The sequence below is a fragment of the Winogradskyella sp. R77965 genome (genome assembly GCF_044594915.1).
GTDB lineage: Bacteria > Bacteroidota > Bacteroidia > Flavobacteriales > Flavobacteriaceae > Winogradskyella.
Map to the genome: position 1 here is coordinate 3,776,446 of NZ_CP138990.1, position 18,044 is coordinate 3,794,489.

At 32.6% G+C, this 18,044-nt stretch carries 14 protein-coding genes and 2 pseudogenes; 10 read left to right on the forward strand and 6 right to left on the reverse strand.

Annotated elements, in window-relative coordinates; genetic code table 11:
- Positions 1-2: 2 nt before the first annotated feature.
- The 3 genes from SJY34_RS16695 to SJY34_RS16705 are packed head-to-tail and all read right to left on the reverse strand — an operon-like array spanning position 3 to position 1,684.
- Positions 3-686, reverse strand: a complete 684-nt coding sequence (locus SJY34_RS16695) for a cell division ATP-binding protein FtsE (protein ID WP_299118667.1) — start codon at positions 684-686, stop codon at positions 3-5.
- 16 nt (positions 687-702) lie between these two features.
- Complete coding sequence (locus SJY34_RS16700; protein WP_400077651.1) at positions 703-1,233, reverse strand: hypothetical protein; 531 nt, start codon at positions 1,231-1,233, stop codon at positions 703-705.
- Positions 1,202-1,684 carry a class I SAM-dependent methyltransferase gene (locus SJY34_RS16705; protein WP_400077653.1) on the reverse strand — a complete coding sequence of 161 codons (483 nt, stop codon included), beginning with the start codon at positions 1,682-1,684 and terminating at the stop codon, positions 1,202-1,204. Before SJY34_RS16705 ends, SJY34_RS16700 begins: the two co-directional genes overlap by 32 nt.
- A gap of 217 nt (positions 1,685-1,901) precedes the next feature.
- Between SJY34_RS16705 and SJY34_RS16710 the strand changes: the two genes are divergently transcribed.
- The 3 genes from SJY34_RS16710 (at position 1,902) to SJY34_RS16720 (ending at position 8,533) form a co-directional block, all read left to right on the forward strand.
- Complete coding sequence (locus tag SJY34_RS16710) at positions 1,902-4,925, forward strand: tetratricopeptide repeat protein (protein WP_400077654.1); 3,024 nt, start codon at positions 1,902-1,904, stop codon at positions 4,923-4,925.
- 57 nt (positions 4,926-4,982) lie between these two features.
- Positions 4,983-6,710 carry a TonB-dependent receptor gene (locus tag SJY34_RS16715; RefSeq protein ID WP_400077656.1) on the forward strand — a complete coding sequence of 576 codons (1,728 nt, stop codon included), beginning with the start codon at positions 4,983-4,985 and terminating at the stop codon, positions 6,708-6,710.
- A 206-nt stretch (positions 6,711-6,916) separates the two neighbouring features.
- Entirely contained in the window at positions 6,917-8,533 is a 1,617-nt protein-coding gene (locus tag SJY34_RS16720; protein WP_400077658.1) for an amidohydrolase, read from the forward strand.
- 96 nt (positions 8,534-8,629) lie between these two features.
- Here SJY34_RS16720 and SJY34_RS16725 read toward each other — a convergent pair.
- Positions 8,630-9,329: pseudogene (locus tag SJY34_RS16725) on the reverse strand (class I SAM-dependent methyltransferase).
- 83 nt (positions 9,330-9,412) lie between these two features.
- Between SJY34_RS16725 and SJY34_RS16730 the strand changes: the two are divergent.
- The 5 genes from SJY34_RS16730 (at position 9,413) to SJY34_RS16750 (ending at position 13,153) form a co-directional block, all read left to right on the forward strand.
- Positions 9,413-9,907, forward strand: coding sequence for a YkgJ family cysteine cluster protein (locus SJY34_RS16730; RefSeq protein WP_400077660.1), 495 nt, complete (start codon positions 9,413-9,415; stop codon positions 9,905-9,907).
- A 48-nt stretch (positions 9,908-9,955) separates the two neighbouring features.
- Positions 9,956-10,855 carry a hypothetical protein gene (locus SJY34_RS16735; protein WP_400077662.1) on the forward strand — a complete coding sequence of 300 codons (900 nt, stop codon included), beginning with the start codon at positions 9,956-9,958 and terminating at the stop codon, positions 10,853-10,855.
- 5 nt (positions 10,856-10,860) lie between these two features.
- Positions 10,861-11,703 (forward strand): sterol desaturase family protein, encoded by an 843-nt coding sequence (locus SJY34_RS16740; protein WP_400077664.1) that lies wholly within the window; start codon positions 10,861-10,863, stop codon positions 11,701-11,703.
- Positions 11,666-12,559, forward strand: coding sequence for a glycerophosphodiester phosphodiesterase (locus tag SJY34_RS16745; protein ID WP_400077666.1), 894 nt, complete (start codon positions 11,666-11,668; stop codon positions 12,557-12,559). The genes SJY34_RS16740 and SJY34_RS16745 overlap by 38 nt, the downstream gene beginning before the upstream one ends.
- Before the next feature lie 165 nt (positions 12,560-12,724).
- On the forward strand, positions 12,725-13,153 hold the full coding sequence (locus SJY34_RS16750) for a hypothetical protein (protein WP_400077668.1): 429 nt from the start codon (positions 12,725-12,727) through the stop codon (positions 13,151-13,153).
- 3 nt (positions 13,154-13,156) lie between these two features.
- On the opposite strand, the gene SJY34_RS16755 is transcribed toward SJY34_RS16750, so the two are convergent.
- The gene (locus SJY34_RS16755) at positions 13,157-14,428 is read right to left on the reverse strand and encodes an exo-beta-N-acetylmuramidase NamZ domain-containing protein (RefSeq protein ID WP_400077670.1); all 1,272 of its coding nucleotides are present in this window, start codon (positions 14,426-14,428) and stop codon (positions 13,157-13,159) included.
- 8 nt (positions 14,429-14,436) lie between these two features.
- On the opposite strand from SJY34_RS16755, the gene SJY34_RS16760 reads away from it, so the two are divergent.
- A complete protein-coding gene (locus SJY34_RS16760) occupies positions 14,437-15,669 on the forward strand; it encodes an ABC transporter permease (RefSeq protein ID WP_400077671.1) in 1,233 nt (410 codons plus the stop codon).
- An 82-nt stretch (positions 15,670-15,751) separates the two neighbouring features.
- Positions 15,752-16,730 (forward strand): annotated as a pseudogene (locus SJY34_RS16765) (PLP-dependent cysteine synthase family protein).
- 103 nt (positions 16,731-16,833) lie between these two features.
- Here SJY34_RS16765 and SJY34_RS16770 read toward each other — a convergent pair.
- Positions 16,834-17,976 carry an endonuclease/exonuclease/phosphatase family protein gene (locus SJY34_RS16770; protein ID WP_400077673.1) on the reverse strand — a complete coding sequence of 381 codons (1,143 nt, stop codon included), beginning with the start codon at positions 17,974-17,976 and terminating at the stop codon, positions 16,834-16,836.
- Between the last annotated feature and the right edge of the window lie 68 nt (positions 17,977-18,044).

Sequence of the window (18,044 nt, forward strand, 5' to 3'; positions counted from 1 at the left end):
TATTAATTTTTACGTTGTACCACTTCAAATACCTTATTCTCATCGCACTTTAAGGTTTTGCTAGGATATTTTAATAACAATGCATAATCATGTGTTGCCATTAAAATAGTATTACCATTTTTATTGATGTCTTGGAGTACTTCCATTACTTCAATACTAGTTTGCGGATCGAGATTTCCAGTAGGCTCATCTGCTAAAATAAGTTCCGGGTCATTTAATAAAGCTCTAGCAATGGCAATTCGCTGTTGCTCTCCACCAGAAAGCTCGTGTGGATATTTAAAACCTTTGGTTTTCATAGCAACTTTATCTAAAACCATATCTATTTGATCTTTAATTCTATCTTTTTCTTTCCAACCAGTTGCTTTTAATACAAACTCTAAATTGCCATTGATCGTACGATCTGGTAACAATTTAAAATCCTGAAATACAATACCCAACTTTCGTCTTAAAAACGGAATATCCTTTTCTTTCATCGTTCTAAGATTAAAATCAACTACAGAACCTTCTCCTTCATTCAATTCTAAATCACCATAAAGTGTTTTCATAAAACTACTTTTTCCACTTCCAGTCTTACCTATGAGGTATACAAAATCACCTTTTTGCATTTCAACATTTACATTAGAAAGGACAAGGTTTTCACCTTGATATATCATGGCATTTTTTAGTTGTAAAATTGTATCCGACATATATTAAATAGAAAATTTAAGTAGCATTAGGTTTATATATCCCAAAGATATGGTCACTTGGTTGGTTTTTCAAATATTTATCTTCAAAATCAAACAATTGATTCAGAATCTTTTCTTTTTCATCGTTCAGCTCAATAAAATGATGCGCTATATCTTTTAGTGTTAGTGTAAGAATATTGCCTCCATAGCTAACTTCATAAACCGTTGAATAGTGTTTGTGAATTGCAGGTATTATACTAACTGAATCCACACATTCAGATGGATCTGCTAATATCATTCTTGCTAATCCAGGTCCATAGACTTTGTTTTTGTATAAGTTGAGCTTATAACGTTTTCTGAAGGGTTTTGGTATGAGCTGAAACGCTTCATTTATAGCTTTTATTTGATGCTTAGGAAATTGTAGTCGTGTAGGACCAACAAATTCGTCAATAATGAGAAATCCGTCATTCTTAAGAAGTGGCTTAATTTGATTTGCTAACAAAGCCTCAATATGTCTAAAATGATGCAATGAGGCTTTAAAAGTATATAATATCGAATTGGTCTTCAACTTCCGCAAGTTTATTAGCATCTTGAATCTGAAATCTGATATTGTTTAACCCTTTTTCTTCTGCGATTTGTTTCGCAATATTTAGGCGCTTTTCTGCAATATCTGTGCATAGAATAGTTTCAAAATTTGAGTGTTCAGCAAACAAAAGCTCAGAAGAGCATTCACCACTCCCTAAGGAAAGCATTTTTAGGTTTTGTATATCTTTTAAAAACTGATGTACTGTAAATTCTTCAATACCTAAGTTTTTATCTCTAGTAATAAGCTGGTGCCATCGTTCATTTACTTTTGGAATAATCCACCAATTAGAAGCTTGAATATTTTTATGTTTAAAAGCTGTTTTTGCACGTTCTTTAGTATCGGAATTTAGCTTAGAAGAAATAAAACCTAAACCTCTTTGCTTCAGTTTGGTGTATGTCTCTATAAAATCATCTAAGTTAATTAATCGTTTCATGGAATAAAACTCATCTTTAGATCTAGGTAAAAGTATTATTTTAAACTAAATATCGTTAAACTTATGAATCTAATACTTAAGATTTACAAATTTTTGGCATAACAATTGAATATTATATTTAATAAGTCCGTTTATAATTATACACAATTTCTAACGTTATAGATTTGGTATTGAATTATATTTGAATCATCATTAAAGTAATCAAAAAGCGAAGCTAATGCTATTTTTAAAAAGACAAGTACTCATCGTTTTTCTTATAGTTTCATCATTTGGTATGGCGCAAAAGTCTGCAGTTTATACTAGTGATTTACAAGATTATCAGAAAGCATTAACCTTATACAACAACAAACAATATAAAGCAGCTCAGTCGCTGTTTGACGATATAAAATATAATACAGATGATGTCACCATAAAGTCAGATTGTGCTTATTATATTGCTAATTGCGCAGTACGATTAAACCAGAACAATGCCGACGATTTAATCGCGGAATTTGTTGAAGAATATCCAACAAGTACAAAGCGAAATACCGCTTTTTTAGACGTAGCTGATTATTATTTTGAAAATTCAAAATACGCTTATGCACGGAAATGGTATGCGAAAGTAGAAGAGCGAAGTATTGCGCGTGCAGAAAGAGAGCGATTCAATTTTAATTATGGCTATAGTTTGTATTCAACTAAAAGTGAAAAGCAGGCGACAAAGTATTTAAATCGCGTTGTAAATTCTAAGGAATATGGCTCACAAGCTAAATATTATATTGGTTATATGGCTTATGAAGGTGACGATTATGATACTGCCAATGAATACTTTGATCAAGTAAGTGACAACGAAAAGTATAAAGAGAAGCTATCATATTATCAAGCCGACTTAAATTTTAAATTAGGTAAGTTTGAAAAAGCTATCGAACTTGCTGAAGAGCAATTACCAAAAAGCAGAGGTGTAGAAGAGTCTGAGTTATCTAAAATTATTGGGGAAAGTTATTTCAACCTTCAAAAGTATGCTGAAGCTATTCCTTATTTGAAAGCATACCAAGGGAAGCGTGGTAAATGGAATAATACAGACTACTATCAATTAGGTTATGCTCATTACAAGCAAAACGATTTTGATGCTGCTATTTCAGAATTCAACAAAATTATTGATGGTAATAATTCTGTGGCTCAAAATGCCTATTACCATTTAGGAGAAAGTTATATCAATTTAGATAAGAAACAAGAAGCCTTAAACGCCTTTAGAAATGCATCTCAAATGGATTATGATGCTAAAATTCAGGAAGATGCTTGGTTAAACTATGCAAAGATTAGTTACGAGATTGGTAATCCATATCAATCGGTACCACAAGTGCTGGCAGGTTATTTAGATAACTACCCTGAAACAGCTTATAGAGAAGAAATTGAAACCCTATTAATTGATTCTTATATCACATCAAAAAACTACGAAGAAGCGCTAGAGCTTTTAAAAGGAAAAAATAGCTTTGAGAATAAAGTCGCGTACCAAAAAGTAGCCTTTTTTAGAGGTATTGAACTATATAACGAAACAAGATATAGTGAGGCATTAGATTTATTCAATAGCTCATTAAAAGAACCAAGAGACCCAATTTTTGTGGCTAAAGCGACATTTTGGAAAGCAGAAACAGAATACAACTTAACTAATTATAATGATGCTTTAATTGGGTTTAAACAGTTCAACGGATTAACAGAATCTTCAGGCTTACCGGAAAACGATAATCTAGATTATAACTTGGCATACACGTATTTTAAGTTAAAAGATTATAATAGTGCTTCAAACTATTTTCAGAAGTTTATCGATAAGAATTCTAGTGACAGGTTACGTCGCAATGATGCTTACTTAAGATTAGGGGATGGATATTTTGTATCTAGTAAATATCAAAATGCGATTAGTGCTTATAAAAAGGCTACCCAAATTAACGAAATCGAAACTGATTATGCAGTATTTCAAACCGCAATGAGTAATGGATATTTGGGTAAGAGTTCCGCTAAGGTTTCCGAATTAAAATCATTTATAGAAGGTTATCCTAAATCAGCTTTACGGGATGATGCTATGTATGAATTGGCAAATTCTTATGTAAAATCAAATGATACAGATAAAGCCATGCAAATGTATGACAGGTTAAATTCTGAATACAAACGAAGCGCTTTTACATCTAAAGCCTTATTGCGTCAAGGATTGGTATACTATAATGGAGATGATAACGAACGCGCACTGAACAAGTTCAAAAAAGTAGCAAAAGATTTCCCAGGTTCAGGCGAAGCCGTGCAAGCTGTTTCTACTGCAAGATTAATCTATATTGATTTAGGGAAAGTTGACGAATATGCAGCTTGGATAAGAACTTTGGATTATGTTGAGGTTACTGATGTAGAGTTAGATAATACAATGTATCTGGCTGCTGAGAAGCCTTATTTAGATAACGACACGGATAATGCAATTCGTCAATTTAATAAGTATCTCAATCAATTTCCAAGAGGAATACACGCCTTAAAATCGCATTTCTATTTAGCACAGATGTATTACAAAAAAGATCTGTTTGAGAATGCACAACCACATTTTAAATATGTAGTTGATGCTTCTAAAAGTGAATATACAGAACAGGCGACTGTAAAACTATGTGAGATTTATTTAAATAATTCTGACTGGTCTAAAGCTATTCCTATATTAAAAGACTTGGAAGTAGAAGCAGATTATCCACAGAATGTCATCTATGCGCAATCTAATTTAATGAATGCCTTTTACCAAACTGAAGATTATTCTAAAGCAGAGTCTTATGCTGAGAAAGTGCTGACCAATTCGAACTTAGATAATAAAGTAAAAAGTGATGCTAAGATTATTATAGCAAGGTCAGCCATTAAAACTGGTAATGAAACAAAAGCAAAAAGTGCCTACGCAGATTTAGAGAGAATTGCAACAGGTAGCGTAGCCGCTGAGGCGCTTTTCTACAATGGTTACTTTAAAAATAAAGAAGGAAAGTATAGAGCATCTAACACTACGATTCAGAAATTAGCCAAAGACTATAGTAGTTATAAATATTATAGCGCTAAAGGCTTAGTGGTTATGGCAAAGAACTTTTATGCTTTAGGTGATGCATTTCAGGCCACATACATTTTAGAAAGCGTGATTTCTAACTTTCCAGATTTTGAAGATGTGGTACGAGAAGCAAAAGCAGAACTGAATAAAATAAAAGCAGAGGAAGCAAAAACAAATTCATCAATCGAAACAGACGACAACTAAATTTCTTGAAAAAAGGGATCTCATAAATCGTCAAATATTTTAATCAAAATATTAAATATGAAAATCAAGTTTTTAATTTTTATAATTAGCATATCAAGTAGTTTCTTGTTCATTAATGCACAAGAACGCACAAAAGATACTATAGATGATCAGGTTGTTAATGTAGTAAAACCATATAAACCAACGATTTCTGATGCGTTCAAAATAAAGGATACACCAAAGTTAACGGATTCTAACGCTGTAAAGAAAAAAGAAGTGAAATACAATATTTTTTCAATTCCTGTAGCATCTACATTTACTCCAGCAAAAGGAAAAGCAGCAAAAGTAGATAAGGCCAAATATGTGAAATTATATGATAATTACGCATCACTTGGTGTTGGAACTTACACTACAATTTTAGGCGAAGTGTATCTTAACCACGAGTTGAGTAGTGGTGAAAATGTTGGTGGTTATTTTAGTCATCATTCCTCTGCTGGCGGAATTGACAGTTTGCTTTTAGATGATAATTTTTCAAAAACGGATTTAAATGTTCATTATTCACAAAAGCTTAGAGATTTTTCATGGAAAGTTGATGGCGGTTTTGAGTTGCAATCATACAATTGGTATGGGCTTCCGGAAGATTTTTATACTAATGAACAGATCGGCATGATTGACCCTGGTCATTCCTTCAATAGTTTTTATGTCGGTGGGAAACTAAAATTCGATGATGCTCTTATTAAAGATGGTAGTGTGCGTTTTAGACGATTTGGTGATAATCAAGATTCAGGTGAAAATCGTTTTGTAGCAAAGGCAAGTTTTGACGTGCCAATACAAGATGAAACTATTAATACCGAATTTTCAATCGATTACATAGGTGGAAGTTTTGATAGAAATTACAATACAGAAGATGAATTAAGGTATGGTAACGTTACTTTTGGTTTGGCACCATCTTATCAAATGACTGAAGATGATTTAACTATAGATTTGGGTATAAAATTGGTATTTCTTAATGATACTGAGTTCAGCAATAACAAGTTCTTTATTTATCCTAACATAGAGGCGTCATATCGTTTAGTAGACGAAATATTGATTGCTTATGGAGGTATTAAAGGTGATTTAATTCAGAATTCATATTATGATTTCGCTAACGAAAATCCATTTGTTTCACCAACATTGTTGATTGCACCAACAGACCAACAATTTAGTGGTTTTGTGGGATTAAAAGGTAAATTATCTAATAATGTGAGCTATAACATTAAAGGAAATTATTATTCAGAAAAAGGTAAGGCTTTATATAAAGGCAATGACATTGTAGAAGCACCAGAGGAAGAATATCAATACGGAAATTCTTTTGGAATCGTTTACGATGACGTAACGACGTTTTCGGTTTCAGGAGAATTAAATATTGATGTGAACAGAAATTTCACTTTAGGTATTAAAGGAGAATACTTTAATTACAATGTTGATAGGCAAGCGGAGGCATGGAATTTACCAGATGTTACAGGATCGGTATTTTTAGATTATCAAATTTCTGAACAATGGTTTGCTGGCGCAAGCTTGTATTTTGTTGGTGAGCGTAAAGATCAAAGTTCTATTTCAGGAACATTAATAAATTCCGCACCAATTTCAGTGACTTTAGATAGTTATTTTGATGCTAATGCACATGTAGGCTATAAAATTAATGACCAACTTTCTGTTTTTGGTAAAGTGAATAATATCGCTAATCAAGATTATAATAGGTGGACAAATTTCCTAGTACAAGGGATTCAGTTTTTAGCTGGTGCAACGTATCAATTTGATTTTTGACATTTATTATAATCCTGAACCAGTTTTAGGATCTTATTGATTTTTCGTCATTGCGATCCCGATAACTATCGGGAGAAGCAATCTGTTTCTTTCGACATACAATTTAAAAGCGTTCCAGATTCGGAACGCTTTTCTTATTTTTACAATAACTAACAATTCTATCTGGTCGAGCACAGCTAAGACCTCCTATTTAAAATTTAAACCAAATGAAAAAGCTTTTCTTAATCCTGCCACTACTAATCATCTTCTCTTGCCAAAAAGACAAAGAAGAAGTAGACTTAATTCTTACCAACGCTAATATTTATACTGTTGATGATAGTTTTAGTAAAGCCGAAGCATTTGCCATTAGCGAAGGCAAAATTATTAGTGTTGGAAGTCAAAATGATATTGAGAGCAATTATAAATCATTAGACACGATTAATGCTGAAGGTAAAACCATTGTGCCAGGATTCATTGATGCGCATTGCCACTTTTTGGGCTTAGGGTTTAATCAACAAGCCGTAGATTTATTTGGGACAAAAAGTTTTGAAGAAGTGGTGAAACGCGTACTAGATTTTCAGAAGGAAAGAAAAAATGAATTTATTTTAGGAAGAGGTTGGGATCAGAATGATTGGGAAGAAAAAAAGTTTCCGAACAAGAAGCTATTAGATAAATTATTTCCAAAAACACCTATTGCTTTAACACGAATTGATGGTCATGCCATACTATGTAATCAAGCCGCTTTAGATTTAGGAAAGGTCACTGTAAACAGCAAAATAGATGGTGGAGAAGTGGTTGTTGAAAATGGAGAACTCACAGGTGTTTTAATTGATAATGCTGAAATGCTAGTAATGAATCACTGGCCAGAACCTTCACGAAAAGATAATGTAGAAGCATTATTAGCTGCTCAAAAAATATGTTTTGATTTAGGCTTAACAACAGTTGACGATGCAGGTTTGGGGCAAGAATCAATTGAAATCATCGATAGTCTACAAAAATCTGGTGACTTAAAAATGCGAGTGTATGCGATGGTATCTCACTCTGAAAAAAATCTAGATTATTTTTTAGATAAGGGTATCATTAAGACTGATCGTCTGAATGTGCGTTCCTTTAAGTTTTATGCAGATGGTGCTTTAGGTTCTAGAGGAGCAATGCTTAGAGAACCATATTCTGACAAACCGGGTCACTTAGGTTTATTGGTTACCGATTTAGAAACGCTCAATAGATCTGCTGAGCGTATTGCAAACTCAGACTATCAAATGAACACACATGCTATCGGAGATTCGGCAAATCATGCAGTTTTGCAAACTTATAATAAGGTTTTAAAAGGGAAGAATGATAGACGTTGGAGAGTGGAGCATGCACAAATTGTATCACCAGAAGATTTCGATTTATACAAAAATGTTATGCCGTCTATACAACCAACACATGCTACAAGCGATATGTATTGGGCAAAAGATCGTGTTGGTGAGGAACGAATAAAAGGAGCATATGCCTACAAACAATTATTAGAGGCTTATGGAAAAGTGGCTTTAGGAACCGATTTTCCTGTGGAGCGCGTTAGTCCGTTTTTAACGTTTTATGCTGCTGTAGCTAGACAAGATTTAGAGAAGTTTCCTGAAGGCGGTTTTCAAATGGAGAATGGATTGACAAGAGAAGAAACCTTAAAAGGAATGACGATTTGGGCAGCTTATTCTAATTTTGAAGAAAATGAAAAAGGAAGTATCGAAGTAGGGAAGTTTGCCGATTTTATCATATTAGATAAAGATATTATGAAAGTTGATGCTGGCGAGATTCCTAATATTAAAGTTTTGAAGACTGTAGTTGGTGGTGAGGTCCAGTAAGCAATTCCTGCAAAAGCAGGAATCTCATCGTTTTGTCTTCCTGAACTTGATTCGGGCTCTCAGCCTAGATCCCGCATCAAATGCGGAATGACAACTCTATTGAGATATACGTGCCAAATAATCAAAATGCTCGCCATCCATAACCCTTTTACACTTTAACCCAATAGTTGCACAAGCCGTTTTTAGAGTTTCAAAATCGAGATACAACCATTTCATCGGATCTTCTTTTTCACCCTTGTAGCTGAGATAATAATCTAGTTCTCCTGAGTATCGGCTATTAATGTCAATCCACGTGCCTCCGTCATCATCTTCATACATATAAGAAATATCAGATGAATCAATTAAGATTTGTCCATTTGGATTTAAAAGGGATTTTAAATGCTTTAGATATTTAGATACTTGAGACAATTCCTGAAAAATTCCAGTACCATTCATAAGTAATAAAATGGTATCATACTTCTTCTGTTTCTTCATGTAGAGGTTTTAATTCAGGGTTTAAAATGCCGCGTTTTTTGCAAACTTCAATTGCACCTTTGGAGTTATCAATAGCTTTAATATTAAAGCCCTTTTCTTGCAACCAAAGTGAATGATTTCCTGCTCCACAACCAACGTCTAGAACGTTACCTCTGGCTAATTGTAGTGCTTTTTGTTCAAGCTTCGGCATTTCAGAGTAGTCTCTAAATAGATAGGGAAGCGGCAATTCATCTTCCTCTGAAATATTGGTCCAAGTGATAAGGTCTTCAGAATAGTTTCCATTTTGATAATCTAGTAATGCTTTTCCGAAGATATCTTTCATATATTTTCCCTATGAAAACAGAAGTGTTTTTTTGTTGTACTGAACCCTTTTCAGCATCTCATTAAAATCATTATTTTTACATTATGCAAGACCAAATTAATAATCTTCCAAAGCTGGCCAAAGATAAGCATAAGGAAAACAAAACCTTTTTTACGAAGTTAAAAAAGAAGCCGCCAAAGCAGTTAGATTATTTAATGCAAGAGTTGCACGAGGAAGAATTTCGGCGTACCGATTGTTTAGAGTGTGCAAATTGTTGCAAAACCACAGGACCACTATTTACAGATAAAGATATTCAACGTATTGCAAAGTCCTTCAAAATGAAAGCACAGACATTTATTGAAACGTACTTACGAGTAGATGATGAGAATGATTATGTGTTGCAATCTGTACCTTGTTCATTTTTAGGTGCTGATAATTATTGTTCTATATATGATGTGCGACCAAAGGCGTGTAGAGAATTTCCGCATACGGATCATAAAAAGTTTCAGCAAATATCTAGTTTAACGATGAAAAATGTTGCTATTTGTCCTGCAGCATACAATATTGTTGAAGAAATGAAAAGAAGAATTAATTTATAAAATAGTTTTCGGAATAATTATTGATATGTAACAGATTAAAAAAATGTAATGAAAAACCTATTAATTAAACTTGTATTTATCTTATTTGCTGTTAATCTATCTTTTTCGCAAGCATGGATGACCAATTTAGACATAGCGCAAAAATTAGCATCGGTTCAAAATAAAATGGTATTAATGGTTTGGGAGGAAACAACCAAATATCAATATCCAGTTTTAGTAAAAGATGATAAGGGTAGAACAATTTTAATCGATAATCTTTTTGAAGATGAAACAGTAAGCCCTCTTATTTGGGAGCACTTTATACCCGTTATAGTCAAAGAAAATCAATATGCTGATCTGTATTTAGAAATAAAGGGAAAAAGAAGTCAGATTTACATTGATAAATTTAATGATGATTCTATAAAAATTATGGACGTTGCTGGTAATATATTAAATGTATCTGGTTATTTTGAAGAGTTTCCTAATATTACCAAATTGATTAAGAAGTATTCTATGAATACTAAATTTTTAGAATTAGAGTTAGCAGGTTATAAAAAAGATAAAAATTTTTATTCAGCATATTATCTGGCTTCCAAATACTTAGATTTTTCATTGTATGTAAACGAAAAAATAAGATTAGAAATTATAAATTTGTCTAACATTTACTTAAAAGAAGCTATGGCTTTATTAGAGGTTGAAGATTTGAGTGATAAAGCAATTTTAAAGCAAAGATGCGAACTTTTAAAAATCCAAGAATATCTAATTTTAAAGCGTCCAAAAAAGGTATTAAGACAATTAAAAAAAATGGATGCAGAACTTGTTGAAAACAACAATAAAGGATTTGTCACTTTTTTATACTACACTGCATATGCCATTTTAAAGGATGAAAAAAATATAGAAGTGTGGAAACCTAAAGTTTCTGTAGTAAATTTGAAAAGAGCAGACATGTTTATAAACTTAAATTCTTAAGCGAATTGGAAACTATTATTAACTATTTTGAAACTATCCCTTCTTCACACAGAAGTATAATTTTAGTTGGTGGTCTGGCTTTTTTCTGGTTGTTAGAAGGCGGTTTACCATTATTTAAATTTAAATACAAAAAGTGGAAACATGCCTTACCCAATCTCTTTTTTACATTAACGACTATAATTATCAATTTTGCGCTGGCATTTCTACTTTTGGGTACTTCAGATTGGGTACAGACCAATGATTTCGGAATTATTAATTGGTTACCACAGATGCCACTTTGGTTATATGCTCTATTGGGAGTCTTGTTACTTGACTTTTTTGGCGCCTATTTAGCGCATTTTGTTGAACATAAAGTAAAACCACTTTGGATGGTACACCTGGTTCATCACACAGATCACAAGGTTGATACTACTACAGCTAATAGACATCATCCAATAGAAAGCCTTATTCGATTTTCGTTTACACTTCTTGGTGTTTTTGTTGTTGGAACTCCGATTGCTATTGTGATGTTGTACCAAGCTATGTCCTTAGTTTTTACACAATTTACGCACGCAAATATTAAAATTCCTAAGGACTTAGATAAGGCTTTGAGTTATTTCATTGTGTCACCAGATATGCATAAGACACATCATCACTACAGATTACCATATACAGATTCTAATTATGGAAATATCTTCAGTATTTGGGATCGCATTTTTGGAACCTATATGTATTTAGATAGAGAGAAATTGGTTTATGGAGTAGATGTGTTTCCAGATGAAGCGAAAAATAGTAACATTAAAGATTTGTTGAAACAACCTTTTCAGAAATATGAAAAACCTACACTTTCTGCAGATGTTGAAAAATAACGTCTTTGTTGTTTTAATAGTACTTTTTATGGGCTGTAATTCCGAAAAACAAATTGACATACAAGGGCATAGAGGTTGTCGTGGTTTACTACCAGAAAATTCACTACCAGCTTTTGAGAAAGCTATTGATTTAGGTGTACATACTTTAGAATTGGATATTGCCATTTCTAAAGATAATCAAGTAGTTGTTTCTCATGAACCTTATATGAATCCTGTGATTTGCCATACTCCAAATGGTAAAGAAATTTCAGATTCTTTGGGAATGAGCTATAATCTTTATAAAATGAATTATGATGAGATTAAACATTTTGATTGTGGTTCAAAATTTCATCCAATCTATCCAAATCAAGAAAATATAAAAACATACAAGCCGTTATTATCCGAAGTTTTTCAATTGGTGAAATCCAAAGATTCCGATGTTAAATTTAATATCGAAATAAAATCAGAACCAGACTACTATGATGTCTATACTCCTCAACCAGACGTTTATGTTAAGTTAGTTTTGGATGAAATAGAAAAATATAGGATGTTTAATCGTGTGAATTTGCAATCTTTCGATTTAGCTATTCTTGAAGAGATAAAAAAGCAATCACCTAAAATGAGAGTAGCATTGTTAGTTGATGAAGATGAAGGTATTTCAACTAAACTAAATCAGATGTCTTATAAACCAGAGATTATAAGTCCTTATTATAAGCTAATCTTTGGACAACTTGTTGAAGAATATCAGGCTCAGGGTTTTGAGATTATTCCATGGACAGTCAACAAAAAACAGGACATGGAACAAATGATATCATGGCAAGTCGATGGCATCATTACGGATTACCCAAATAGACTTATCGAAATCCTCAAAAAATAGAGTTGTTAACAGACTTATTAACAAAAATTGGTAATTCCTCTAATTTTTTTGTAGTTGGTAGATGTTCTTACTACTATTAATTTAAAACAACCTAAGTTCACTTCGGATTAATTAATTACTGTTGGGCTTAAACACAATCATGTTTAACTTAATGGTTTTTTTTATTTGAAAAATTTAATCCGCATCTGTCTTGTCGTCATCCTCCTGTTTTTATTAAGCTTTACACTTCAGGCTCAAGAGCAATATGCTAAACTCGAAAAAAATAGAAATATTCAAGCTAAAGGTTTAGTTCATCAATTAAATAAAACCAAAGACACCTTAATTCTAAGAAGTGATAAAAAAATCAACTACTTATATTCTATAAATAAAGATTATGGTAGGGAATTAGATTTCCGTGTCGATACAACGTCTTATAGGCTTCCTTTAAATAAATTAACCAAAGGAAAACATGTTTTTGTTGCTGTACAATCTCCAATGCGAATTGTATTTGTGGTTAAAATACTTAAGGAAATACCAATTAAGAATCCTGAAGAAATTGTAGCTGAAGACCTTGTTGCCGTAGAACCAGAAAAGGAGGTGTACCCTAATAATTAAAGATTAATCATAAATTAAATACTTACTTCGCATTTTTTTATAAGCCTCCAAGTCATCTTGCCAAGTTGCTCTAATTTCAGTTTCCGTTAAACCAGCTTCTATTTGTTTTTGTAATTTTTCAGTGCCAGCATGAACAGTGAAGTTGTAAGTATTAAAAACTTTAGATTTATCTGTCGCATGGTTGTAAGCATCCATAATATAATTTAGAGTAAAACGTCTTTCTGCTTCAATTTTAGATAAATCTGTACCATAACAGATTTTATTTTTGTGCTTTGGATATTTTGCACCAAAATTAGCAACAGGTGTATAATTAAATTTATAATAAGCTTTATCTAAAAAAGGCGCTCCATAGCGTTGAAACTGAAACTCAGTACCTCTACCAGCATTAATGTCTGTACCTTCAAATAAACCTAAACTAGGATATAATATTATTGATTGGTCGTTTGGTAAATTTGGTGATGGCCTTATAGGTAAAGTGTAAAATGATTCATGGGAGTAATTTTCTAATTCTATAATAGTAATGTCACAGGTTACACCATCATTAAGCCAGGCCTCTCCATTTATCATTTTTGCGTATTCACCTAAAGTCATGCCATGTACTAGCGGAATAGGATGCATACCCAAAAAGCTACTATGTTTTTTTTCTAAAACAGGTCCATCAATATAATTGCCATTAGGATTAGGACGATCCAAAATTATAAGCGGAATATTTTGTTCTGCACAGGCTTCCATAACATAGTGCAGTGTTGATATATATGTATAGAACCGAACACCAACATCTTGAATGTCAAAAACCATAACATCTATATTTTTAAGCTTTGCTTTTGTTGGTTTTTTATGTTTACCATGCAGCGAGTTAATATGTAAACCCGTTTTTGTGTCTTTGCCATCCTTAACCAATTCGCCAGCATCTGCAGTACCTCTAAACCCATGTTCTGGAGCAAATACTTTTTTGATATTAATATTTAATGAAATTAACGAATCAATAATGTGATTGTAGTTTAGAAAAGTAGCTTTCCGTTTTTTATCTCTAAATATTACAGAAGTTTGATTAGCTAGGACACCGACGCGTTTGCCCTGTAATAAAGGTAAATACGCTTCTGTTCTATTTGCGCCAACTATAATTGATTTATCATTCAATACTTGATGCAATAGCTCATTTGGTGGTTGCTCATTTAGCTTAGAACCTACATCTTCTTGCTTCACTTTATTTCCACAGGAAATGCATATTAAGACTAAGAATAAAACTGTATTTTTGAAAACCTTAAAACACATATATCGGTTTGAATTTTGAGTTGTTTATAGCTAAACGTATAATTGGCAATAAAACGTATAAAAGTAGTGTTTCGGCACCAATAATTAAAATTGGTATTGCTGCAATTGCTATTGGTATTATCGTAATGCTTATTGCTATTGCTACAGGTTTTGGTCTTCAACAAAAAATTAGAGATAAAGTTGTTGCCTTTAATGGTCATATCGAAATCACTAATTTTGATACTAATGCGTCAGACGAATCGCAAGTTCCAATCACAATAAATCAAGATTTTTATCCCAAATTTAAGAACGTCGAAGGTATAAAACATGTACAAGCCGTTGCTAAGAAATTTGCTGTTATAAGAACCGAAACGGATTTTGAAGGTGTTGTCATTAAAGGAGTAGGCGCAGATTATAACTGGGACTATTTTAAAGAGTTTTTAGTTGAAGGTCGTTTACCAGATTTTACTCAAAAACGAAACGAAAACATCTTAATTTCTAAATACTTAGCGAATCGTTTAGGGTTTAAAGTGGGAGACAAATTTCAAACCTTATTCGGTGATAACTTGGAAAAATTGCCTCGCATTATGAATTTTGAAATTGTTGGAATTTATAATTCTGGTTTTCAAGAATTAGACGAAAAATTTTGCATTGCGGATTTAAGACATATTAGAAGGCTCAATAGATGGGAAGCTGACCAAATTGGTAATTTCGAAGTTTTTATAGAAGACTTTTCTGAAATTGACACTGTAAGTCAGCAAGTTTATAAAAATACGGGCTCAAAGTTAAATGCCACCTCAATTACTAGAAAGTATTATACGATTTTCGAGTGGATTAAAATTTTTGATAATAACACCTATGGTATTATTACTATTATGATATTAGTAGCTGGTATCAATATGATTACAGCGCTGTTAGTTTTAATTTTAGAGCGTACCAGTATGATTGGTATTCTTAAAGCCCTTGGCAGTTCTAACTGGACAATTAGAAAAGTGTTCCTCTATAACGCATCCTATTTAATTGGGCTAGGTTTACTTTGGGGAAATATTATAGGTTTAGGTTTATTATTTGCTCAGAAGTATTTCAAGTTGTTTCCTCTAAATCCAGACACTTATTACGTTAGTGAAGCTCCGGTCTATATCAGTTGGGATTATATTCTATTATTAAACTTCGGCACCTTTATAGCTTGCTTACTCATGTTATTAATTCCGTCAATTATTATTTCCAAAATTTCACCAGTTAAAGCAATTCGTTTTGATTGATGGCAGGTCATCAAAAACATAACTAACTTTTAACTATATACTTTTTAACTTTTCACTTATTTTTGCACCGCAAAATAGAACTATGGACTACGCAGAAAATATATTAGATACAATAGGAAATACACCATTAGTAAAAATGAACAAACTAGTGGAAGATTTACCTTGTTTAGTGCTTGCTAAATACGAAACTTTTAACCCAGGAAATTCGGTAAAAGACCGAATGGCTTTGCAGATGATTGAAGATGCAGAAGCAGACGGAAGGCTAAAACCAGGAGGAACCATTATTGAAGGGACTTCAGGAAATACTGGAATGGGATTAGCATTAGCTGCAATAGTAAAAGGCTACAAATGTATATTTGTAATTAGTGATAAACAATCTAAGGAAAAGATGGATATTCTTAGAGCTGTTGGTGCTGAGGTTGTAGTTTGTCCAACAGACGTAGAGCCAACAGATCCTCGTAGTTATTATTCTGTATCTAAACGCTTAGGCGAAGAAACACCAAATTCTTGGTATGTTAACCAATATGATAATCCAAGTAATACGAAAGCACATTACCAAAGTACAGGTCCAGAAATCTGGAAACAGACTAATGGTAAAGTCACCCATTTTGTAGTAGGTGTTGGTACTGGTGGAACTATCTTCTGGCGTTGGTAAATATTTAAAAGAGCAAAACCCAAATATTAAAGTTTGGGGAGTAGATACCTATGGTTCTGTGTTTAAAAAATATCACGAAACAGGAGTGTTCGATGAAAACGAAATCTATCCATACGTTACCGAAGGTATTGGTGAAGACATTTTACCAGAAAATGTAGACTTTAGTATCATTGATGGTTTTACCAAAGTAACGGATAAAGACGCAGCAGTGTATACTCAAAAATTAGCTAAAGACGAAGGTATGTTTTTAGGAAATTCTGCTGGTGCTGCGATCAAAGGTGTATTGCAATTAAAAGCACATTTTAAGCCCGAAGATGTTGTGGTAGTATTATATCACGACCATGGCAGCCGATACGTTGGTAAAATGTTTAATGACGATTGGATGCGTGAGATGGGTTATATTTAGTAAATTCTTGCGAACGCAAGAATCTAAATTATATAAAATAAAATCCTGATATGCATCAGGATTTTTTATTTACTATTACAAACTTAGTTGAACAATTGATTTATCACTCACTCTTAATCTTATCCAAATAACTCAAACTGAAATTAATTTTTAATTCAGTCCACATTGGTAAGTGATCACTGAGCTGAAATGTGCGCCATTCTTTTTTATAATAGTCTTTTTGTTTAGCGTCACTTGCTATAATGGCTTTAAATTTATCTATAGATTTTTTAATCTTAGCTTTCTTTTCTATATCGCTTTCTGCAGCAAATTTTGCTTGTTGTCCTTTAAGTTTTTCCTTTAAATTTTTTAAAACTACAGCTTTATAATCACCAAACTGACGTGTGGTAAATACTTTGCGGTAATAATCGTAACAGCCAGCACTATTTGATTTTTTTCCATGAATAACCTCACCCTTTTTTTCCATAAAAGCAATTTGATCGTAGTGCTTGGTTTTATACATATTAGAAGGGTGATCTTCTATACCTTTTGGAATTTTAAAGCCATGCTTTTTAAGAGCTTTCATCGTCTTATGTTCAGGACTAAAAATATTGAAATCACCTAATAGAATAAGATTTTCTTTATAACGCTTGGCACGTTTCTTTAAATTCTTGGCTATTGTATCTATTTCTTTTATTCGTTGTTGAAGCTTTGCGCCTGAGTCCGAACCAAAATAAATATGCACTGTACAGAGTTTAAATTTAAACCAGCCTGATTGAAAAGCAACTAAAAATGGAGTGCGCGCAAACTGCTTTTCACCATTAATAAGATTACTAGGAGTGAGAACAATTTCACCAGCAATTTTTTCGAAAGAAACACGCCTTGTATCATAGATATAGGCCATGCGCTCACCATTGCCAGAATGTCCTTCGGTAACATCAGTCATTATATAATCCCAGTGTTCTCCCATTACATACATAAGTTTGTTAAAAGGAAATAAATCTTCGTTAACCTCTTGTATAGCCACTAAATCGAAGCTCGAAATAATTTCAGACATATAATAAAAGGCTTCTTTGGTACGCGGACCATAACCGTATTGGTTAGAGTCAAAATCACGTATATTCCAAGTGGCAATTAGTACGTTTTCATTAAATTCTTTGTCAGGTATTTTTTCATCTAGATCTTTTTTAAGATTAACTAATCTGCCAATAACGCGTTTACGTTCTATAGGTTTTTGAAAATCGTTTTTAATTGCATAGTACCTCATGATCTATCGATTTTGGTTAGAAAATTGTCTGTTAGCAAGTTAAATATAATTTAGATACACTTTTGTAC